Annotated in this window: 21 protein-coding genes and 1 pseudogene; 1 reads left to right on the forward strand and 21 read right to left on the reverse strand. The window is 36.5% G+C overall.

Annotation, left to right across the window (positions count from 1 at the left end):
* Positions 1-14: 14 nt before the first annotated feature.
* The 6 genes from CCC20_RS00595 to CCC20_RS00620 all read right to left on the reverse strand — a co-directional run bounded on the left by CCC20_RS00595 (position 15) and on the right by CCC20_RS00620 (position 4767).
* Positions 15-332: a PTS cellobiose transporter subunit IIB gene (locus tag CCC20_RS00595; RefSeq protein WP_003065015.1), complete on the reverse strand. Its 318-nt coding sequence runs from the start codon at positions 330-332 to the stop codon at positions 15-17.
* 193 nt (positions 333-525) lie between these two features.
* On the reverse strand, positions 526-852 hold the full coding sequence (locus CCC20_RS00600; protein WP_041973458.1) for a hypothetical protein: 327 nt from the start codon (positions 850-852) through the stop codon (positions 526-528).
* Positions 853-1048: 196 nt separating this feature from the next.
* On the reverse strand, positions 1049-1288 hold the full coding sequence (locus tag CCC20_RS00605; RefSeq protein WP_003065019.1) for a SemiSWEET transporter: 240 nt from the start codon (positions 1286-1288) through the stop codon (positions 1049-1051).
* Positions 1289-1360: 72 nt separating this feature from the next.
* Positions 1361-2794: a 6-phospho-beta-glucosidase gene (locus CCC20_RS00610; protein ID WP_003065022.1), complete on the reverse strand. Its 1434-nt coding sequence runs from the start codon at positions 2792-2794 to the stop codon at positions 1361-1363.
* Positions 2795-2893: 99 nt separating this feature from the next.
* Positions 2894-4465 carry an ABC1 kinase family protein gene (locus CCC20_RS00615; protein WP_003065024.1) on the reverse strand — a complete coding sequence of 524 codons (1572 nt, stop codon included), beginning with the start codon at positions 4463-4465 and terminating at the stop codon, positions 2894-2896.
* A gap of 8 nt (positions 4466-4473) precedes the next feature.
* Positions 4474-4767: a phasin family protein gene (locus tag CCC20_RS00620; RefSeq protein ID WP_069788942.1), complete on the reverse strand. Its 294-nt coding sequence runs from the start codon at positions 4765-4767 to the stop codon at positions 4474-4476.
* 459 nt (positions 4768-5226) lie between these two features.
* On the opposite strand from CCC20_RS00620, the gene CCC20_RS00625 reads away from it, so the two are divergent.
* Positions 5227-6132, forward strand: coding sequence for a helix-turn-helix domain-containing protein (locus CCC20_RS00625; protein WP_069788941.1), 906 nt, complete (start codon positions 5227-5229; stop codon positions 6130-6132).
* Between the two features lie 82 nt (positions 6133-6214).
* On the opposite strand, the pseudogene CCC20_RS00630 reads toward CCC20_RS00625, so the two are convergent.
* The 15 genes and pseudogenes from CCC20_RS00630 to folP form a co-directional block, all read right to left on the reverse strand.
* Positions 6215-6388: pseudogene (locus CCC20_RS00630) on the reverse strand (transposase); the annotation flags it as partial.
* A 91-nt stretch (positions 6389-6479) separates the two neighbouring features.
* Positions 6480-6590, reverse strand: coding sequence for a hypothetical protein (locus CCC20_RS11380; protein ID WP_353733550.1), 111 nt, complete (start codon positions 6588-6590; stop codon positions 6480-6482).
* Entirely contained in the window at positions 6565-6864 is a 300-nt protein-coding gene (locus CCC20_RS00635) for a nucleoside hydrolase-like domain-containing protein (RefSeq protein WP_003065030.1), read from the reverse strand. The genes CCC20_RS11380 and CCC20_RS00635 overlap by 26 nt, the downstream gene beginning before the upstream one ends.
* A 6-nt stretch (positions 6865-6870) precedes the next feature.
* Positions 6871-8547: a carboxylesterase family protein gene (locus tag CCC20_RS00640; RefSeq protein ID WP_013851892.1), complete on the reverse strand. Its 1677-nt coding sequence runs from the start codon at positions 8545-8547 to the stop codon at positions 6871-6873.
* 570 nt (positions 8548-9117) lie between these two features.
* On the reverse strand, positions 9118-11037 hold the full coding sequence (locus tag CCC20_RS00645; RefSeq protein ID WP_111718233.1) for a beta-glucoside-specific PTS transporter subunit IIABC: 1920 nt from the start codon (positions 11035-11037) through the stop codon (positions 9118-9120).
* Between the two features lie 360 nt (positions 11038-11397).
* Complete coding sequence (gene licT / locus CCC20_RS00650; protein ID WP_287178306.1) at positions 11398-12237, reverse strand: BglG family transcription antiterminator LicT; 840 nt, start codon at positions 12235-12237, stop codon at positions 11398-11400.
* Positions 12238-12433: 196 nt separating this feature from the next.
* On the reverse strand, positions 12434-13966 hold the full coding sequence (locus tag CCC20_RS00655; protein ID WP_003065042.1) for a ClC family H(+)/Cl(-) exchange transporter: 1533 nt from the start codon (positions 13964-13966) through the stop codon (positions 12434-12436).
* Positions 13967-14120: 154 nt separating this feature from the next.
* A complete protein-coding gene (locus CCC20_RS00660) occupies positions 14121-15194 on the reverse strand; it encodes an ABC transporter substrate-binding protein (RefSeq protein WP_003065044.1) in 1074 nt (357 codons plus the stop codon).
* On the reverse strand, positions 15187-15975 hold the full coding sequence (locus CCC20_RS00665) for an ABC transporter permease (RefSeq protein ID WP_003065045.1): 789 nt from the start codon (positions 15973-15975) through the stop codon (positions 15187-15189). Before CCC20_RS00665 ends, CCC20_RS00660 begins: the two co-directional genes overlap by 8 nt.
* Positions 15972-16766, reverse strand: coding sequence for an ABC transporter permease (locus CCC20_RS00670; protein ID WP_003065048.1), 795 nt, complete (start codon positions 16764-16766; stop codon positions 15972-15974). Before CCC20_RS00670 ends, CCC20_RS00665 begins: the two co-directional genes overlap by 4 nt.
* On the reverse strand, positions 16750-17904 hold the full coding sequence (locus CCC20_RS00675; protein ID WP_003065050.1) for an ABC transporter ATP-binding protein: 1155 nt from the start codon (positions 17902-17904) through the stop codon (positions 16750-16752). Before CCC20_RS00675 ends, CCC20_RS00670 begins: the two co-directional genes overlap by 17 nt.
* 27 nt (positions 17905-17931) lie before the next feature.
* On the reverse strand, positions 17932-18834 hold the full coding sequence (gene murB / locus CCC20_RS00680; RefSeq protein WP_003065052.1) for a UDP-N-acetylmuramate dehydrogenase: 903 nt from the start codon (positions 18832-18834) through the stop codon (positions 17932-17934).
* A gap of 128 nt (positions 18835-18962) precedes the next feature.
* The gene (gene folK / locus CCC20_RS00685) at positions 18963-19442 is read right to left on the reverse strand and encodes a 2-amino-4-hydroxy-6-hydroxymethyldihydropteridine diphosphokinase (RefSeq protein WP_003065053.1); all 480 of its coding nucleotides are present in this window, start codon (positions 19440-19442) and stop codon (positions 18963-18965) included.
* On the reverse strand, positions 19439-19801 hold the full coding sequence (gene folB, locus CCC20_RS00690; protein ID WP_003065055.1) for a dihydroneopterin aldolase: 363 nt from the start codon (positions 19799-19801) through the stop codon (positions 19439-19441). The genes folK and folB overlap by 4 nt, the downstream gene beginning before the upstream one ends.
* A gap of 66 nt (positions 19802-19867) precedes the next feature.
* Complete coding sequence (gene folP, locus CCC20_RS00695) at positions 19868-20668, reverse strand: dihydropteroate synthase (RefSeq protein WP_013851895.1); 801 nt, start codon at positions 20666-20668, stop codon at positions 19868-19870.
* Positions 20669-20673 lie beyond the last annotated feature (5 nt).

A 20673-nucleotide genomic window follows, 5' to 3' on the forward strand; every position in this document is an offset into this window, starting at 1 on the left:
ATAACACATCTGAATTAGATATTTTCTTTCACCAAAGTAGCCATTTTCTCAATCCCCATTGGAATTGGAATATAAGCTTGTGGTGGGATTTGCACAATCGGTTTGTTTGTTTTCGCTGCCGCGTCAGCTAATTGTTTGAAATTCATTCTAGTTTGTGGGCTAACAAGGTATAAATCATACTTATCAGCTTCGATGCGTTTTTGCCCTTCTGGAACACCAACTGCATCCATTTCAATGTCTTCACCTTGTTCTTGAAGGAATGTCATTGTCTTTTTGGCAATCATTGATGATGACATCCCACCGGCACAGATAATTAAAGCTTTTTTACTCATAATGTAAATCTCCTTTGTTTTTTATTTACACATTTATTTTATAAAAACGCTTACAAAAAGTAAATGTGCTCTTTTTCCTCTTTAATAAGGAAAAAAATCCAATAGATACGGAAAAATAAACTTTATAGAATAAATTTTCCGTAATGAATTTGACACAAAATAAAAAAACAGACGATTTTTTCATCTGTTTTTCTTAAATCATCCCTAAAGCTCCTGATAATTGTGCTGGTTGAATATGAATCTCGGTTGAATCCAAATGGTATTCTTTCATCAAAAGCGTCTTGAGCTCTGTATCATTAAGCCTAGATTGCACCGAACAGCTATATTCAGATTTGCCAACAACTCTAACATTATTTTTTAGCTTGGTATTTTGGCTTAAATCTGGCAGCTTGCCACCATTTGTCATTGTAATCACATAATTATACCCAAATGTTTTGGTTCCCCAAATCTTAGCGCGGAAAGCTTGGACAACTGCCGTAATCAATAAAACGGCAATAATAACACTAATAATGCCTACCATATCTCCACCTCCTGTTTCCCTTATATGGTATTTTTTTATTTTACGCAATTAGTATATTCTTTTTTTAGAAGCCCTATCAAACCTTTACTATCAACGGATTTCACGACAATTAAATAGGATAATTCATTTCAAATTTTCAATCAAAAAATCCTCTAAAATGCAGATGTAACAGCACTTCAGAGAATTTTTAAAAAAATTATTTATAAATCAGTTTGCAAATCAGAATCGTTCCTGCTAGTGTTGCTGACATACTATTGGCAGCAATTAAAGCAATATCAGAAATTGAAATACCATGCGCTAGCCAAAGTAACATTCCCGTCACAGACATGCTGTACATACCCAAAGAAATTGATTCTGTATCTTTCGTTTTTAATACCTTTATCACTTGAGGAATAAACCCCAGTGTGGTTAATGAAGCAGCAATTATTCCAATCATACTTTATCCTTTTCTCTAACAAAAAACCTCCATAAGGCAGGAGATTGCAGCCTCATAAAGGTTCTAAACCGATTAAATATCTTCACCATTTGAAGCAATGACTTTTTGATACCAGTTAAATGATAGCTTCGGTGAGCGTTTATAAGTACCATTACCGTCATCATCTTTATCAACGTAGATAAAGCCATAACGCTTGCGCATTTCACCCGTACCAGCTGAAACAAGGTCAATGCAACCCCAAGGTGTGTAGCCAATCAAGTCAACACCGTCCTCATCAACAGCTTTAATCATTTCTTTGATATGAGCACCAAGATAAGCAATGCGATAATCATCGTGCACCATACCATCAGCCTCAACTTGGTCAATCGCACCAAAACCATTTTCAACAATAAAGAGCGGTAAATGATACATATCCGTAAACCAGTTCAAACTGTAACGTAGCCCTTCTGGATCAATTTGCCAATCCCATTCTGATGCTTTTACATATGGATTTCGAACCAAATCTTCTGTTTCTAAATAATCAAAGTGTGGATTGTTATCACGGTGTGCATCAATCGCAAATGACATATAATATGAAAAACCGATATAATCAACCGTGCCATCCGTCAAATCAGCCAAATCTTCTTCTGTCACATCAACCTTGATTTCTTTACGTCGCCAATATTTCAAAATATGATTTGGATAATAGCCATGCACATGAACATCAGCGAAATAATAACGTTTTTCCATTGCTTTTTGAGCCATTAAAATGTCTTTTGGATTGCAAGTTGCTGGATAAATAGGACACATAGCAATCATACAACCAATTTGGAAATCAGGATTGATTTCATGACCGATTTTAACCGCACGCGCTGACGCTACCAATTCATAATGCGCAGCTTGATACATAATCGCTTCGCGGTCATCACCCTCTTTATAAACAATCCCAGAATTCGTAAACGGTGCAAAATCTTCTTGGTAATTGGCTTGGTTATTAATCTCATTAAACGTCATCCAATATTTAACTTTGTCTTTGTAACGACGGAAACACGTTTCGGCAAAACGAACAAAGAAATCAATCACTTTACGATTGGTGAAACCACCGTATTCTTTCACCAAATGGAAAGGCAACTCAAAGTGTGATAAGGTCACAACTGGCTCAATGCCATATTTCAAACATTCATCAAACAAATCATCATAGAATTGCAAACCTGCCTCATTCGGCTCTAACTCATCACCATTTGGAAAAATTCGTGTCCATGCAATCGACGTACGGAAACATTTAAAGCCCATTTCAGCAAACAGGGCAATATCTTCCTTGTAATGATGATAAAAATCAATCGCTTCATGGTTTGGATAATATTTTCCTTCGATAACACCATCAGTAATCTCACGTGCAACACCGTGGCGCCCAGCGGTCATCACATCAGCAACGCTTAGACCTTTACCGCCTTCTTGCCAACCGCCTTCAAGTTGATGAGCGGCAACTGCGCCACCCCATAAAAAGTTTTCTGGTAATTTAGACATAACATAACCTCCTCGATTAATACAAGAATATTATAGCAAGCGGTTACAAAAACGAGAATAGAAAAAATTTCCTAAACTATTAGGAAATTTTTAACATCTTTATTTATGTTTGAGCATCAAGACAAGCTCCCATACCAATAAAAGAGCAGCAAGACCAAAAAGACATTTGGAAATTTCTTGCATTGCGACATTAAAACTAAGCAAAGCTGCGGTTAACATAACTGCCAGAAATAAAATGCTCACAACAAAGCGATTGGCTATTTGACTGACGGTCTTAATACGATTTTTATAATCATAAATATCATGATTGATTAAAATCCGACCATTGAGCATCTGTTCAAGTAACTGATTAAGCCGACGCGGAATATTTTTCCCATTTTTCAATTGATAAAAGAGCTCAATCAATAATGTTTCCTTGTTCAGGGCCTGTTTTAACATATCAGGTCCCATATTTTCTAGAAAATAATTTTTAGCAAGCGTCATCAAGTCAACTTCTGGCGCTAATTCGCGGAAAATCCCTTCAATTTGTAGCGCAGCTTTTTCTAGAATCGTAATCTGTGGCGAAGCCTTCAAGCCATTTTTGACGAAAACGTCCAGCAAATCTTCCAATAAATCTGTGATAGACAAGACTCCCAAATCCAAACTAGAATATTTTGCCAGCATTCGTTCAACGTCTTGGCTAAGCGCTGTTTTATTTATTGAAGTATCAAAACTTGTAACAGACAAAATGCCCTGCATCATCCCTTCGACATCTTGTGCCGTAAAGCTGTAAAGAATATCATTTAACGCCACGCGCATGCCATTTTCTAAATTCCCTATAATTCCAAAATCAATAAAATAAATTTTTCCTTCAGAAATCAAAAGATTTCCTGGATGCGGATCACCGTGAAAATAGCCATCTTTAAAAACTTGCTTAATAAAGCTAAGCATCAGTTTCTTGCCAATGTCTTCCAAATCATAGCCAGCTTTAATCAATTCTTCATAATGATTGATAGGAATTCCTGAAATATACTCCTCAACAACCATACGTGGTGTGGTATATTCGTCAAAAACTTCTGGAATAGCGATGCATTTTATTGATTGATTTAACTCAGCAAAAGTAATCATTGCTTGCGCTTCGTTACGAAAATCGATTTCTTTCGTCAAGCTGTCCTTGAGCTGCTGCAAAACCTCTGATAAATTAACCATGGGCAACATTGCCTTAGGAATGCGCCGCGACAAGCCAATCAACAATTCTAAATCTTCTTCGATAATTTCTGGTAAATGCGGTCGCTGAATCTTGATAACAACTTCTTTGCCATTAAGCAAAGTAGCTCGATGTGTCTGAGCAACCGAGCCACTTGCCAAAGGCTCTGAAGAAATGTCCGCAAAAACTTCCGAAATAGGTACTGACAACTCTGCGGCAATTGCCTCCATGACAACATCTTGAGGTAATGGAAGAACATCACTTTGCAGCTTGCTTAATTCTCTAATATAAGCCTCAGGAAATAAATCACTTCTCGTTGAAAGAATTTGTCCAATTTTGACAAAGCTAGGACCTAATTTTTCAAAAGCTAAACGTAATTTACGTGGTGTTGACTTATCTTCTATAGGTTTTCTTTTTTCTTTTAGCGTTATTAAACCAACTGAGCTAAAAACTCTAATGATTTCCCTTAAGCGCTTATGTGACATAAAACATCCTACTCTTTATCGTCTGATACTGATTGCTTCAAAAGAGCATCCAATTTATCTTCCAGACGGGAAACATCTGCCTTTGTAGCATATTGAACAGATTTTGTTTTGACATCCAGTTGGTCAAATAACTCTTTTGCTTCACTTTCACCTTTTCGTTTTAGTTCAGACTGTAGTTCTTTTCCTTCTTCAACAGTTAAACGACCTTTTTCAACCAACTCTTTAACAAAGGTATCAGCCTTTTCTAAAGTCATTGAAGTCAAACCAATACCAGCTAACAAAACTTTTTTCAATTCATCCATAATTATTCCTCCTTGAACAATTATTATTTATAACTATTTACTATCTCATTCTACTACTTTTCACTCAAAATAGCTAAAAGAAATTAAGCATTTCATGTAATTTTCTGATAACATAGTAATATTTTTCTCAAAAAAATAAAACTCCGCTTAAACCAAAGGAGATTACGATGTCTTGCGGAGTTTGTAAGGGTATAAGAGGTCGTGTTTATCAACACACTAAACCATGCCTAGCCCTGCTATCAATCGCTGAAAGTTGAGAGGCCTTAGCTATGATTCCATTAAATTATAATGCTTTATTTAATATACTGCTAACATTATCCTTTCAAATTATGATACTTTACAACGATGTTAAAAAGAAAGTTTTCGGAAAATTTTAAAGTATCCGTTTCCATTTTTGAACTATTTTTGATATAATGACATTATATAATGATACTATAATATTATTGGGATGATTGATATATGAAAAACAATACTGATTTACTAGAAATAAAAATAGATGAAAACAAACATCTCTTGCCATATGACTACTATAGTACTGTCGTTGAGCATGGACGCCCTGATGTCCTTTTTCATTGGCATCCAGAAATAGAAATCAATTATATTTATGAAGGTTCTGCTCGTTTTCACATTGATTATGATTATTTCAATAGTCAAGCAGGTGATATTATCCTCATTCGACCTAATGGAATGCACTCAATTCACCCACTTGCAAACCAAAAACATGTTACCGATACTTTTCGATTTCATCTAGATATGATTGGACATTCTACTGTTGACCAAGTTAGTCTGAGATATTTGCAGCCCTTACAAACCAGTCTCTATAAATTTGTTCCACGAATTCAGCCAGATATGGAAGGGTATGAAGATATAAAAGAATGTCTCTTTACTATTTTTGAACTCTCTAAAAATGAGGGACGCCATTTTGAACTACTCCTAAAATCAAAACTAAACGAATTTTTATATCTTCTTTTTTATCATCGTTATGTTTTACGTAAGAATACTGATGATACTTATCGTAAAAATGAGCAGATTCGTGAATTGATTGATTATATTAACAATAACTATCAAAAAAATCTCTCAATTGACTTTCTATCACAATTTATGGGCTACAGCAAAACACATTTTATGGCAGTTTTTAAGCAACACGCTGGTACATCTTGTACAGAATTCATCATCCAGGTTCGCCTGAATAAAGCCTGTGATTTGTTAATGAATACTTCTGACCCAATTTTAGAAATTGCTACTGCTGTTGGATTCAATAACTTATCTAATTTCAATCGACAATTCAAGCGCTATTACGAACTGACACCCAGCCAATACCGTAAACAATTAAAAAAAGCGCATTATATTGGACCTCATCTATAAAAAGAGTCTGTTCTGTCAATCCTCAGATAAAATGGACAGTTAAAAAAGTTAGTTTTTTAGAAGGTACGCTTACCTAAATTCTAAGGGAGTCATACCTTTTAATTTTTCTTGTCCAAGTTAGAACCTGGTTGTCTGATTTTAACCCATATTTTTTGACAATAGAAGGCATCCCTCCGCTCTTTGCGCTTAGGTAGTCCACTACCTGTAATTTGAACTCGGGTGAATATTTGGTGAACTTGCTTCCTTTTTTGGCCATGAGAAAAGAACCTCCTTATAAGAACAGTATATAACTTTTTTATACTGTCCATTATAAGTGGTTCTTTTTCATTCCAGACTCTTTTTATAACCTATTTCACAGTAACAACAACACGCTGATAAGCTTTAAGTGTATGCGAACCATCATCTTGAACTTCTAGGATGATATGGAAAGTGTCACCAGATTTTGTATCCTTTGGAATAGTAAAACTTACTGTTGTAGTGAAAAGTTGAACTTGTCAGTATAATACCTGCAAGGTCCATTTCATTAGAATAATAAAGATAACGAATCATAGAATTCATATCATCGACCTCACCATCAGTAGTGATAACTGTTCTATATTTTTCTAAACTAGTCTGATTATTTGTAACATTTTTCTTTGCGCTTGATGTTGTAGAGGGACTTGTCGAACAAGCTGTCAGACCTAAGCTAAATAAGCCTACTATTCCAAAGACAAGCATTTTCTTCCAATTCATGGCTTACTACTCCTTCACAGCATATTTATTATCAATTATTGAACTAAACCAACGTCCATTAAGGACTGTTGTATTCAATTCCTCTTTTGTTTCTTCTGTCAAGCTTGTATCAGATTCCATTTTAGATAAAATTTCTTCTGCCGTTGCTGTATTAGTCTTTGATTCAATAATTGCTTTATCCTGCGTGGCATCAATCGATAGAATCTGATTAGTACTAGTCCAAGGCTGCCATTTAGCTAAATCATTACCATTTGGATCATCAGAGTTCAGAAAATTTTTCAAATAAGCTTTGAAATCTTTCGACATGGCTGCTGCACCATCAGTTTCAAAAGCATCTCCAATAAGACTGGCATAATTCGATGGAGTCTGTAACATTGGCTCAAAAATACCATGGAAAGCGCCAAATGTTTTTGCTAAATCTGGTGTTACATTGCTATTATCACCATAAGAAATTTCAGCGATATAAATAGCTGAGTCATAATTATCTGACATCGTCTTAGCACTTTCGACACCATTTGCTAGGCTATAAAGTTGTCCTCCATATTTTTTACTGTAGGTAAACTCAGCAAGTTTTTCTTTATCTGTAAATAGTTGACCACTTGTAAAATCTTTAGAAAAGCGCTCATCTGAAGCTGCAAAGAGTGAAAATTCATCTGTTCCAGTGACAAGCATTAAAGGGACATCATTATAACTTTTGGTTTTAAAGCCAGATTTAGGGATAACAGTACCGTCAATATAGAGATGTGGAAAAGCCTTCATACGAATAGCAGCGTTCCCCATCAGTCCAGCTAAACGTTCTGCTGAAATACCTCTAAGATAATTTTCTACATCATTATTGGCTGTTAAAAGCCAAGTGTTAGCTTCTTCTTCAGTTGCTTTAATACCATCTTCAACCACAAGCGGTGAAATAGCAGCAGCAAAAATTTCCTGGCTCTCCGTTTCCTCAGACAGAGTCATCCCTCCACTAAAAGAAATAGCCTTATCATATTTTCCAGCAAAAAGTGGTGAAATTAAAGTTGCCATAACATCACGCCCCCCTGCAGAAAAACCAGCTAAAGTAATATTATCCTTATCACCACCAAAGGTTTCAATATTTTCTTTTACCCAATCTAAAGCAGCCGCAATATCAAGTAAACTGTAATTACCAGAATTTTCTTCATCATTTCCAGTTTTCAAAGCTGCTAACGGGTTAAATCCCAAAACACCTAAACGATAATTAACCGATACATAAATAGCATTAATATCATTGACAAGAGTATTTCCCCTAATTTCCTGTGCATTACCTGTTTGATTATTTCCTCCATGAATATAGACAATGACAGGAAGATTATCTTCATCTGAATCAGGTCTAACCACATCAAGATTAAGAGCACTTTCACTACCAACAATTTTACCGTTAGATACTTGAATATCCTGCTCACCAGGTTTTGTCGCATCAAAAGTATCCGACCACGCTTCAACTTCCTCTGGCGCTTGCCATCGATTTGCTGTAGCATAAGGGATTCCTAACCATTCCAGAACATCATTGTCTTTATCTTGGTGGCCCTTGATATCGCCACCTGAAATAGTTTGCTTAACAGAAGCATTAAAGCCTGAATTACTCAAATTACTGTTGGTTACATTGCTACATGCTCCCAAAGACAGACTAGTTATTCCAATAATTACTATTTTCTTCCATTTCATATTCAAATCTCCTTTATCCGTTGAATACACGTTCAATAAAACTCTATTTTCTACCAATAGTTGTTATATACAATTATCATTTTAGAATTAATTGATAATTCCAACTAATATTCTTATTCTATCAATATGAAATTAATCATACTCAATCTCCTTTCCTAATAAAATCAAAAGAAAAACCTAGCAATATCAAAAAAAGCGATGCTCAAGCCCACCTATTTTGATAATCACTAGGTTTTGCCTAATTTAATAGTAACAACCCCACCACGACATTATCATACCATCTAATAAAACACAATGCAAGCGCTTACTAACATGACATATAATAATATCATTTTTTAATAGTTTAATACAATAACAAGATTTATTTCTTTTCAATCAAGTAAAGTATCACTTAACTGTGCATATCCTTTAACAGCGAATGGACACCAATAGAAATTATTAAAAATTAACTTTAGTATCATTAGGTTTAATTTCTCTACCCTCTACTTCCTAAATACTATTCTCTATCATATATACAGTGTCCCTCAGCATACAAAAAATCACCTAGCTTTCGCTAGGCGATTCTAACTTTTATTTCATTATTGTAAGAAGATAATCTCCTGTATTAACATGTGATTCTTGTGTCGTTAAAACGTCATCAAAATCAGCTGAGTTTGTAACAATGATCGGAGAAATAACAGGTAAGTTTGCTTCGCGAATAGTATCTAAATCAAATTCCAATAACTTTTGTCCTGCTTCAACTTTATCACCAACTTGAACTAAGGTATTAAACCCTTTACCTTCTAGAGATACCGTATCCATACCAACGTGAATCAAGAGTTCGGCACCATTTTCAGTTCGCATACCAATAGCGTGACCAGTTGGGAAGACAAGTGTCACTTCAGCATTTGCTGGTGCAAGAACAGTACCATCTGTTGGATCAATAGCAATACCTTTACCCATAGCTCCTGAAGCAAAAACTTCATCAGGAACATTTTCAAGTTTAACGACATTTCCCATCATTGGGCTAGCAATAATTTCTTGTTTTAATTCTTTTAAATTAGCAACAGGTTCTGCTACTTTTTTATCAGTTGTGGCAGATTCATCTTTCGGACCACCATATAGGTAAGGAACCGGAGCAATCATTTGAATAATGAATGAAGCAACAATTGCAATAACTGTCAAAGCAATTAGCCACCACATTCCTGTCATATCACCAGTAGAGGGATCCACATTTGCAGGATATTGGAAAATTCCCATAGCTCCTACAGCATATTGTTTAATATTAAGCATCATAGTTGCTGAACCAATAAATCCTGAAACTAAACAAGAAATATAGAAAGGAATACGCATTGGAAGAGTTACACCGTAAATTGCTGGTTCTGTAACCCCAAAAATTGAAGAAATGAATGCTGGCATAGCAATAGTGCGGACTTTTTCTTCTTTTGTTTTCAACATGATAGCTGCTAATACACCTGTTTGTGTAAAGTTTGGAAGAGCTGCTGCTACTAGAAGAGCAGAAACACCATTAGTTGCAACATCTAAAATAGCAAGAGGTACTAGTGCCCAGTGAAGACCAAACATAACCAATACTTGCCATGCTGCTCCTAAAATAAAACCATATACAATTGGACTAAAATCAAGAATGGCTTGGAAAGCTGCTGATAACCAATCGCTTAAAACATTGGCAGCCGGTCCTACTATCAAGAATGTCAAAGGTACAGTAACGAGAATTGTTACAAATGGTACCACAAATAGTTTTACCACATCTGGTGTAACTTTACGAGCTGTTTTTTCAACAAGTGATCCAACCCAAATTGCTAAAATCGCTGGCATAACAGTTGAGAGATATGATCCTGATGATGGAAGCTCAAACGGGATACCAAAAACTTTATTAAGACCAGCCTCTGCTAAACCTGATACTGAAGTAGCAATGTCAGGATAAACTAAAGCTGCAGCAATCGCAATGGCTGTAAATTCATTCATTTTGAACTTACGAGCTGCTGTGATAGCGATTAAAATTGGTAAAAATTGGAAGAAACCATCGCCAGCGGCATTTAAAATAACATACCAAGGACTATTATCGACACCCATTCCAGAAGCTGCCATAATAGCAACAATCCCTTTGATAATACCAGCAGCTGCCAAAGCTCCTAAGAATGGTTGGAAAATACCTGATATTAAGTCAATAAAGCGATCAAAGAGATTGCCTGTTGCACCAGCATCCCCTTCATCTACATCAAGAGAACCAACACCAGGAACTCCAGTTTCAAGGACAGCTGCATACACGTCTGGCACATGGTTTCCGATGACAACTTGATACTGTCCTCCTGCTTTTACAACAGTAACAACACCATCACGTTGTTTAAGATAGTCATCGTCTGCCTTAGATTCATCTTTTAAAACGAATCGCAAACGCGTAACACAATGACGAACATTAACGACATTATCTTTACCACCAACGTGAGCAACAATATCTTTTGCTAACTCTGTATAGTCTTTCTTAGCCATATACGGCTCCTTTCTCTTTTTTGGCTTTAAATAACAGAAAAAAACCCAAACAAATACTAAACAATTTCTTGCGCCCTTGCGGTAACGCTAAAACTATCTTGTATTCATTCAGGTTTTGCCTGCCAACCAGTAACAATCCTTTTAACAATTCATAGTATAGCATGCGCTTCCATAATTTGCAAGCGCTTTTTTAAACTTTTTTTATAACAAAACAACGTTTTCACAATTCATGAAAACAAGTTCTTTGATTTTTGTTGTTATAAAGCTATTTTACAACATTTTTCACTATGTTTTCATTTTAAAATTTTCGCAAAAAAATCTCTCCTCAAATCACTTTGAAGAGAAATCTAATGATTTTTATTAATTATGACTGGTTTCCAAGCGTTGAATGTGAATGGTGATATAAACTTGTTCATCACGACTCATTGGAAAATCATAACTACTTTCGATATAATTTTTAATTTTTTCAGAACATGAAAAGGCAACAGGATAGTTTAATTTGACTTGTTCGTATAAAAAACTATCATTTTTTCCTTGAATAACGCCATTAACAACACGTTGAGCAAAATACTGAATATAGGTAATAAAACGATTATAACTTACCGAATCTTCATCGACAACCTTACCATAAAAAAGACGGACGATTCCTAAAATATCTGTGACAATCTTTGAAATTTGACAATTCTGCTCTACCATTCCCGAATCTTTTTGTGCGTTGATAAAGTGCAAAGCAATTGAGGAAATTTCATCATCAGGCAGAATAACACCTAACTTTTCACAAATAATTTTTAAAGCATCTCTACCCAATTGATACTCTTTTGGGAAAAATTTACGAATTTCCCATGATAATGGATTTTGAATAGTAATATTTTCACGAGTACGTTGAAGTGTATAATGCAAATGATCTGCTAATGAAATATAAAAAGCAGTATCAAAAGTCGTTTTAAGAACTTCTTGTCCATGCTTAATAATATCAAAAACAACCTCGGTTTCTGCTGGTGATAAATCAAGATAGACACGCGTCAACTCATTAGCTATATCATTATCCTGCATAACAAAAGTTTTTTCAACTAAAGTAGAATCAATTTCGTCACCTGACTTTTTTTGAAAACCAAGTCCTCTTCCCATAACAATGATTTCCTCTTCGTTATCTCCTTTAGCCAAAACGACATTGTTATTATAGACTTTATCAATTTTCATCTTTTATTACTCCTCAAAAAATTTCGGAAAGAAAAGGCAAAACTAACGTACACAAAAAGGACTGCACTTTAACACAATCTTCATATGTACACTAGGTTTTGCCTGCTTAACCAGTAACAACCCTCTCACCTCATCTCATTGTACCAAAACTTTTAGCAAAATGAAAGGGAATTCATAAATTCTTTTATCACTTGAATCACATTAACAATTCCCTGATTTTCCCAATCTCCGGTTCATTAACAACCAAAAAAATAGTATCACCTGCATTTAGACGCGTACTACCTGATACAACTTCTGATTTTTGAGCGTGGATTTGAGTTGTAATGAGAACATTTTTAGGAAGAGTCAAGTCTCTAACGTATCTTCCAGCAATTTTATCGGAAACCGTTAGTTCAATCAACGTTGGTTCGGTGACTTCTCTGTCTTGTGGAACAGAAAGTTTGGCAAGTAAGGCTTCATAAATTGGTTCACCTTTTAACAAATCCATTGCAATATATGCAACCAAAGTCACCACGGCAATCGTCATCAATTGACGGAAATCACCAACCATTTCAGTTACTAAAAACATTGCTGTCAGTGGCGCTTTTGAAATAGCCCCAAAATATCCCGCCATTCCCAAAACGACAAATAAAGACAAGTAATGACTAGAATACAAACCAAATTGTTCAAAAAATATTCCAAAACCAAAGCCTAAAAGTGCTCCCAAAGTCAAAATAGGAAGAAAAATCCCACCAGGAAGTCCACTTGAGTAACTCAACATACTCCACACAAAGCGAATGATAAAGTATATGAAAACAATCATAAGAGTCAGGTGACTTGTCGATAATGAAGTAATCAAGCCATTTCCACCACCTAGCAATTGCGGATAAAAATAGCCGATTGGCAAAATTAAGATAGCTGCAAAAATACCGTAAAAATAGTTGGAAATATGAAACACTTTTCCTAGAAAGTCGTAAATGATAGTTGCCTTCAAAGTTGTTTTTTCATAAATATATCCCATAACACCTAAAAAAGCACCCAGTAACAGCAAAATCCAATAGTGCTTCAATGGCAATACCGCCAAATCTCCTGGCATATCAAGAACTGGCGTTAAACCAAAAATATTAAGCGAAATAAAATTAGCAACTAAACTGGCGACTAAAGCGGTAATCCAAACCAAACGTGAAAATTGATGATAGATTTCTTCAATAACAAAAAGCAAACCTGCAATCGGGGCGTTGAAGGCTGCCGATAAGCCTGCTGCCGCACCACTCGCAATCAAAACACGTTTCTCCATGCGTTCTGCTTTTAAAGATTGGGCAACACCTTTTCCTGCCATGGCACCCAACTGAATACTTGGTCCTTCACGCCCAAGCATAAATCCCATTGAAATCGCCAAGACACCACCAACAAATTTCTTCCAGAGAACAGACCACCAATCTGGATGAAGCAATCCTTTCAATTCCCCTTCGACATGAGGAATCCCAGAACCTTTGATGTCAGAATCGGATTTAATCAAAAAGCCAATGGCAACAACAATGAACAAAGTCATTCCCAAAATGAGAATTAAAAGACTTGGCTGTTCGTGTGATAATTCATAATAATTGACAACTTTGGCAGAAATGAAACCAATCAAAAGGCGAAAAAGACTAACCACGATACCTGACACGCAGCCAACCACAATCCCTCGCCAAACAAAACTGAGAATAGAGGAAAGCGAAAATTCATATTCTCGATAATAACTATCCATATAAAACTCCTTAATTTCTTGGATGCAACAAACTTTTTACGATGTTTGCGATTTTCCTGAAATATTAGTCCCTATTATTTTATCAAAACTCAGATGACTTTTCGAGGTAAAATCAAAAGAAGATGAGCACTTCGTCTCAACTTCCTAAAATTATTTATTTGCGATACATTTTAAATTGTAGATAGAGATCATTATAAATTCCTAGCCATTTTTGTCCGAGATTATCATAAACTTCAAGGTTTTCAATGGTATCTTCGGAAGGGTAAAAGGCTTGGTCATTTTTAACATCATCTGGTAATAATTCTTTGGCAGCATCATTTGGTGTCGAATAACCAATGTATTCCGCATTTTGCGCAGCATTTTCAGGCCTCAACATGAAATTGATAAAAGCGTAAGCTTCGTCGACATGTTTGGCTGTTTTTGGAATAACCAAATTATCAAACCAAAGATTTGACCCCTCACTAGGCACGACATAATGCAGGTGTTCGTTAGAATCAAGCATTTCACTAGCCTCGCCAGAGAAAGTCACTCCAATGGCAGCATCACCATTAATCATGTACCCTTTCATTTCATCGCCGACAATAGCTTTGATATTTGGAGTTAAATCGTCTAATTTCTGAGAAGCCGCATTTAATTCTGACAATGACTTGGTATTGAGACTATACCCTAACGTTCCAAGCCCAATTCCCATAACTTCACGCGCTCCGTCCACAAGCATGATGTCGTTGGCGTATTCCGAATTCCAGAGGTCTGACCAATGCTCTGGCGCATTTTCTACCATGGTGTCATTATACACAATACCCAATGTTCCCCAGAAATATGGGATAGAATAATCGTTGTTTTCATCAAAGCTTAACCCAAGAAATTCGTCACCGATATTTTCCAAGCCTGTGATTTTTGACTTATCTAACTTGATAAGAAGATTTTCTTTTCTCATCTTATCAATCATATAATCTGACGGCACAGCGATATCATAAGTCGTTCCACCTTGTTTTATCTTGGTGTACATCGATTCGTTGGAATCAAACGTTTCATACTGAACTTCAATTCCTGTCTCATCCGTAAATTTTGTAATCAAATCAGGGGCAATATAATCTCCCCAATTGTAAATAACCAGTTTGTTCGATTGACTTGTGGAACTCATCGTCTTTTGCATGTAAACAGAAACACCAAACAAAACAAGTATGACCGCAATCACGCCCAATACAAAAGAATATAATCTACGCATCACGATCCCCCTTATCTTGTGAAATAAAGTAATAACCGATTACCAGTAAAATACTAAAAATAAAAACAATCGTTGAAAGAGCGTTGATTTCTAGAGAAATGCCGCGACGTGCTCGTGAATAAATTTCGACAGATAGGGTTGAAAAACCATTACCTGTTACAAAAAAGGTTACTGCAAAATCATCCAATGAATAAGTAAATGCCATGAAGAAACCTGAAATAATTCCTGGCGTCAAATATGGCAACATGACTTCTTTTAACATTTGCCAAGGCGTTGCTCCTAAATCATAAGCAGCGTTAATCATGTCGTCATTCATTTCTTTCAAACGTGGTAAAACCATTAACACCACAATTGGAATAGAAAAGGCAATATGACTAAGCAAAACCGTCATAAAACCAAGATTGAAATGAAATAGCTCTGCTAAACGGGTAAAGAGAATCAGGAAACTTGCCCCAATCATCACATCAGGTGCCACCATAAGAATATTATTCAGTGAAAGAATGGCGTGCTGATGTTTTCGGCGTGCTTGATAGATGAAAATCGCACCAAATGTCCCAATAGCTGTTGCTAAAATGGAACTCAAAAATGCCAAAAAGAAAGTTTGAATGAGAATCAACATCAAACGACTATCCGCAAACATTGCCGAATAATGTTCTAAGGTAAAACCAGTAAAGCCACTCATATCTCCGCCTTGATTAAAAGAGTAAAAAATCAGATAACCAATTGGAATATAGAGAATGATAAAGACCAGTGTCAAATAAAGATTGGCAAATTTTTTCATTTTCTTCTCTCCTTAGTCACCCACATCGTAGCCAACATTGCCATGATTAAAATCACACCAATGGTTGAGCCCATACCCCAATTCTGTGTTGTCAAGAAATGTTGCTCAATGGCTGTACCAAGAGTAATCACACGATTACCACCAATCAAGCGTGTCAGCATGAACAAGCTCAAACTTGGGATAAATACTGACTGAACACCACTTCTCACGCCGTTAAGCGATAAAGGAAAGACAACTTTGACAAAGGTCTGTAATTCATTTGCCCCCAAATCTCGACTAGCATTAATAAGATTATTATCAATATCATCAAGCGCATTGAAAATCGGCAAAATCATAAACGGAATTTCAATATATGAGGCAACAAAAATAAAGGAAAAATCTGTGAACAGAATTTGCTTAGGTCCAATACCAACAAAGCTCAAAAACGCATTGACACCACCTTGTTGCCCGAAAATTCCCATAAAAGCATAAGCTTTCAGCAAAAGGTTAATCCATGTCGGCAATACAACTAACATCAACAAAAGTTGCTTATGTTTCAAACGTGTCAAAAAATAAGCTGTTGGGTAAGAGATAAGCAAGGTCACCAATGTGATAATGGCAGCATATAAAATCGAATTGAAGCTCATGCGAATGTAAGTCCATGAACTAAAAAAGGTTTTATAATTATCAAGGGTAAAATGACCTTGAATGTCGAAAAAGGACTGCCAAAGAATCATAATTACAGGGGCAATGACAAAAAGAAGCAACCATAGCACATAAGGAATTGAGAAGAAACTAGAGTTTTTCTTCATTTCGCTCCTCCTCAATCGCATGAATCAAGCCATCTTCATGTTCTTCCATTTCGACATATTCTTCCAGACGGGCATCAAATTCTTCTTCTGTCTCGTTAAGGCGCATGATATGGATATCTTCAGGCGTAAAATCAAGCCCAATAACTTCGCCCTCAATCGCCTTACGAGTTGAATGAATCATCCATTCGTTTCCTAATTCGTCATGAGCGATAATCTCATAGTGAACACCACGGAAAAGCTGTGTATCAACTTTAACACGTAATTTTCCTTCTTCTGGCAAAGTGATTTGCAAATCTTCTGGACGAATAACCACTTCAACAGCTTCATTTGGACGCATTCCGCCATCAACGGCTTCAAAACGTTTGCCGTTGAACTCGACCAAATAATCTTCAATCATTGTTCCTGGTAAAATATTTGATTCCCCAATGAAAGTCGCCACAAAGTGGTTAATTGGTTCATCGTAAATATCAACAGGTGTCCCAGATTGCACGATTTCACCGTCATTCATGACAAAAATCCAATCTGACATAGCCAAGGCTTCTTCTTGGTCATGAGTGACAAAAACAAAGGTAATTCCTAAACGTTGTTGCAGCTCGCGCAGCTCATATTGCATTTCTGTCCGCAACTTTAAATCTAAGGCTGATAAAGGTTCGTCAAGTAAAACGACACGCGGTTCATTGATAATCGCACGCGCAATCGCCACACGTTGGCGTTGACCACCAGACAATTTCTGAATCGGACGTTTTTCAAAACCAGCCAAACGCACCATTTTAAGAGCTTCTTCCACACGACGTTCGATTTCTTTTTTATCAACTTTTTTTAATTTAAGAGGGAAAGCGACGTTTTCAAAAACATTCATATGTGGGAAAAGCGCATAATTTTGAAAAACGGTATGGACATCACGTTTACTAATAGGAATATCATTGATACGTTGACCGTCAAGGTAAACATCTCCTGTCGTCGCATCTAAAAGCCCAGCAATGATATTCAGAATCGTTGATTTTCCTGACCCTGAAGCACCAAGTAGGGTATAAAACTTCCCTTCTTCAAGTTCAAAATTAATGTCCTTTAAAACAACAGTACCGTTATCTTCAAATACTTTTGATACGTTTTTAAACGCAATAATTGGATTAGTCAATTCTCATAAAACCTCCTTGGAGCTTCTTTAACATTTCTTTTCGCCGATAATTCGGACTTCACGTTCTAAACGAACGCCGGAATTCTTTTCAACTGTGTCAATGACATGGGCAATCAAGTCTTCGTAGTCTTGTGCATTACCATCAGCCACATTTACCATAAAGCCAGCGTGTTTTTTGCTAACTTCAACACCGCCAATACGGTGGCCTTTTAAATTTGCTTCACTTATTAATTGTCCAGCAAAATGTCCAACGGGACGTTTGAAAACAGAACCACATGACGGGTATTCTAGAGGTTGTTTTAACTCACGCAAATGGGTTAAACGTGCCATTTCTTGTTCGATTAAAACGTAATCACCTGGTTTCAAGGCGAATTTTGCTGAAATGACCACATCACCACTATCTTGAACAGCTGAATGACGATAACCAAACTTCATATCACGAGCTTCAATTGTCTTGATTTCACCTTCTTTGGTAATCACTTGCGCTGATACCAAGATATGTGAAATTTCACCGCCATAAGCGCCAGCATTCATAAACACAGCGCCACCAACGCTACCAGGGATACCACAAGCAAATTCAAAGCCTGTCAAGCTATGGAATTTAGCAATGCGTGTCGTTTCAATTAAATTAGCTCCTGCTTCTGCTTCAATCACATAACCATTGACTGTAACGGTGTTAAGTTTATCAAACATGATAACAAAGCCACGGATACCACCATCACGCACAATGATGTTACTAGCATTTCCTAGCACCATCCATGGAATATTATTTTTATTAGCAAATGTAACAATTCGTGCTAACTCGTAACGATTTCGCGGAAAAGCCAAATAATCCGCTGGACCACCAACTTTCGTATAGGTGTATTTTTTTAATGGTTCGTCAACACGAATATCGATTTCTTTTAATTCTTCATTTAAAAATTCTAACATTTCTTCCAACTCTACAATTCTTTAATAAAATAGTGGGCTCCTGTTGTTAAAATCACTTGAACTCACTACTAAAAAATCGGCATAAAGCCGACCTTAATTATATCAAAAAAATCAGCTTTTGACGATAGTTAAACCAGAAGTTTTCGGACCTCTTGGACATTTAAATGCGCCAGATAAGATGAAATTGATTGTCCATTAAGTTGAAGTTGCGGAGCGATTTCCTCTAACGGTACCAAAACAAAAGCCCGTTCTGTCATGTAAGGGTGCGGAACGCTCAAATTTTCAGTAGCAATCGTCTCATTACCATACAACAGAATGTCGATATCAATGGTACGAGGTCCCCAATGCTCATGCCTAACACGCTTCAGCTCTTTTTCGATGTTTTGACAAGCAAGTAATAATTCTTGCGGCGTCAAATCTGTCTCGAGCTCACAACAACTATTCAAAAAATCATCCTGGTCTGTCTTTCCCCATGCTGCTGTCTCATAAAATGAAGAGACCGACGTCACAGAAGTCTGTGCTAATTGTTCTAAGCGTTCAAGCGCAGCCAGTAAATAAGCTTTTTTATCGCCGATATTGCTTCCTAAGCTCAAATAAACCTTTGTCATGCGCGCTCCCGTTCTAACTCAATACCAACCACATCATAATGCCCATTGATTGGCGGATTTTCTTTAAAAATCTTAATGTTAATGGCTTGAACTAGAGGAAATTGTTCAAAAATATCTTGACAAATTGCTCCTGCCAAACGTTCAATTAAAGCGTAGCGTTCTTCTTCAACTTGTCTTTTTATCGTTTCAAAAACCAGTCCATAATGAACAGTATCTTCTAGCACATCAGACTGTGATGCTTTTTGTAAATCAACAGACAAGGTGCAATCAACGACAAAAATCTGACCAAGCGTTTGTTCTTCAGCGAACGCCCCATGGTAGCCATAAAAACGGCAACCTTTTAAATGTATTTTATCCATATTAGTAATCAATCAGAAAAGAAAAATCCCTACCCAGTGGCAAAGATAATTTCTCTCCTACCCCTTTCAACTCAGTTGACTAATCACTTTAACAATGTCACGATTAACGTCAACGTTATGTACACGAACAATTTGGCAACCTTTTGCGACAGCCCAAGCTGATAAAGCAGCTGTTCCCATATCACGTTCGGCAGCTAACGTTCCCCCACCAAGCAAATAATCAACCGTACGTTTACGTGAAATTCCAAAAAGAACTGGATAACCGAGCTTACAAACCGCATCTAATCCTTTTAGCAATTCGATATTTTGTGCCTCGTTTTTAGCAAAACCAAACCCTGGGTCAATCCAAATATTTTCAAGCGTAACGCCTGCGTCCAAAGCAGCTTGGGCACGTTCTGTTAAAAAATCACAAACTTCTTTAGTGATATTATCGTATTTTTCTTCCTCTTGATTATGCATCAAAATGATAGGAACATTTTTCTCAGCTGCCAGCGCCAGCATTTTTCCGTCATAAAGACCAGCCCAAACGTCGTTTAAAATATCAGCACCTGCTTCCAAGGCAGCCCGTGCTGTTTCAGTCTTATATGTATCAATACTAACCAAAACATCAAAACGTTCTTTGAGCGCACTGATAACAGGAACAACACGATTAATTTCTTCTTCGGCTTCAACGAAAGTATAGCCTGGACGAGTTGATTCACCACCAACATCAATAATCTTAGCCCCTCCTGCAATCATTTTTTCAGCCTGAGCAAGGGCATTTTCAATAGAAGTGTAAGAACCGCCGTCAGAAAAAGAATCTGGGGTCACATTAAGTATCCCCATGATACAAGCCGTTCCGTCAATCTCATATTTTCCAATTTTCATAATGT

It is taken from the genome of Streptococcus sp. LMAG:39, from assembly GCF_008680485.1.
Lineage (GTDB): Bacteria > Bacillota > Bacilli > Lactobacillales > Streptococcaceae > Streptococcus > Streptococcus pasteurianus.

Excerpts from the sequence above, each read along its gene's own strand:
- CCC20_RS00595 (WP_003065015.1), bottom strand. The coding sequence starts at position 332 with ATGAGTAAAAAAGCTTTAATTATCTGTGCCGGTGGGATGTCATCATCA.
- CCC20_RS00600 (WP_041973458.1), bottom strand. The coding sequence starts at position 852 with ATGGTAGGCATTATTAGTGTTATTATTGCCGTTTTATTGATTACGGCA.
- CCC20_RS00605 (WP_003065019.1), bottom strand. The coding sequence starts at position 1,288 with ATGATTGGAATAATTGCTGCTTCATTAACCACACTGGGGTTTATTCCT.
- CCC20_RS00610 (WP_003065022.1), bottom strand. The coding sequence starts at position 2,794 with ATGTCTAAATTACCAGAAAACTTTTTATGGGGTGGCGCAGTTGCCGCT.
- CCC20_RS00615 (WP_003065024.1), bottom strand. The coding sequence starts at position 4,465 with ATGTCACATAAGCGCTTAAGGGAAATCATTAGAGTTTTTAGCTCAGTT.
- CCC20_RS00620 (WP_069788942.1), bottom strand. The coding sequence starts at position 4,767 with ATGGATGAATTGAAAAAAGTTTTGTTAGCTGGTATTGGTTTGACTTCA.
- CCC20_RS00625 (WP_069788941.1), top strand. The coding sequence starts at position 5,227 with ATGAAAAACAATACTGATTTACTAGAAATAAAAATAGATGAAAACAAA.
- CCC20_RS00635 (WP_003065030.1), bottom strand. The coding sequence starts at position 6,864 with ATGAATTGGAAGAAAATGCTTGTCTTTGGAATAGTAGGCTTATTTAGC.
- CCC20_RS00640 (WP_013851892.1), bottom strand. The coding sequence starts at position 8,547 with ATGAAATGGAAGAAAATAGTAATTATTGGAATAACTAGTCTGTCTTTG.
- CCC20_RS00645 (WP_111718233.1), bottom strand. The coding sequence starts at position 11,037 with ATGGCTAAGAAAGACTATACAGAGTTAGCAAAAGATATTGTTGCTCAC.
- licT (WP_287178306.1), bottom strand. The coding sequence starts at position 12,237 with ATGAAAATTGATAAAGTCTATAATAACAATGTCGTTTTGGCTAAAGGA.
- CCC20_RS00655 (WP_003065042.1), bottom strand. The coding sequence starts at position 13,966 with ATGGATAGTTATTATCGAGAATATGAATTTTCGCTTTCCTCTATTCTC.
- CCC20_RS00660 (WP_003065044.1), bottom strand. The coding sequence starts at position 15,194 with ATGCGTAGATTATATTCTTTTGTATTGGGCGTGATTGCGGTCATACTT.
- CCC20_RS00665 (WP_003065045.1), bottom strand. The coding sequence starts at position 15,975 with ATGAAAAAATTTGCCAATCTTTATTTGACACTGGTCTTTATCATTCTC.
- CCC20_RS00670 (WP_003065048.1), bottom strand. The coding sequence starts at position 16,766 with ATGAAGAAAAACTCTAGTTTCTTCTCAATTCCTTATGTGCTATGGTTG.
- murB (WP_003065052.1), bottom strand. The coding sequence starts at position 18,834 with ATGTTAGAATTTTTAAATGAAGAATTAAAAGAAATCGATATTCGTGTT.
- folK (WP_003065053.1), bottom strand. The coding sequence starts at position 19,442 with ATGACAAAGGTTTATTTGAGCTTAGGAAGCAATATCGGCGATAAAAAA.
- folB (WP_003065055.1), bottom strand. The coding sequence starts at position 19,801 with ATGGATAAAATACATTTAAAAGGTTGCCGTTTTTATGGCTACCATGGG.
- folP (WP_013851895.1), bottom strand. The coding sequence starts at position 20,668 with ATGAAAATTGGAAAATATGAGATTGACGGAACGGCTTGTATCATGGGG.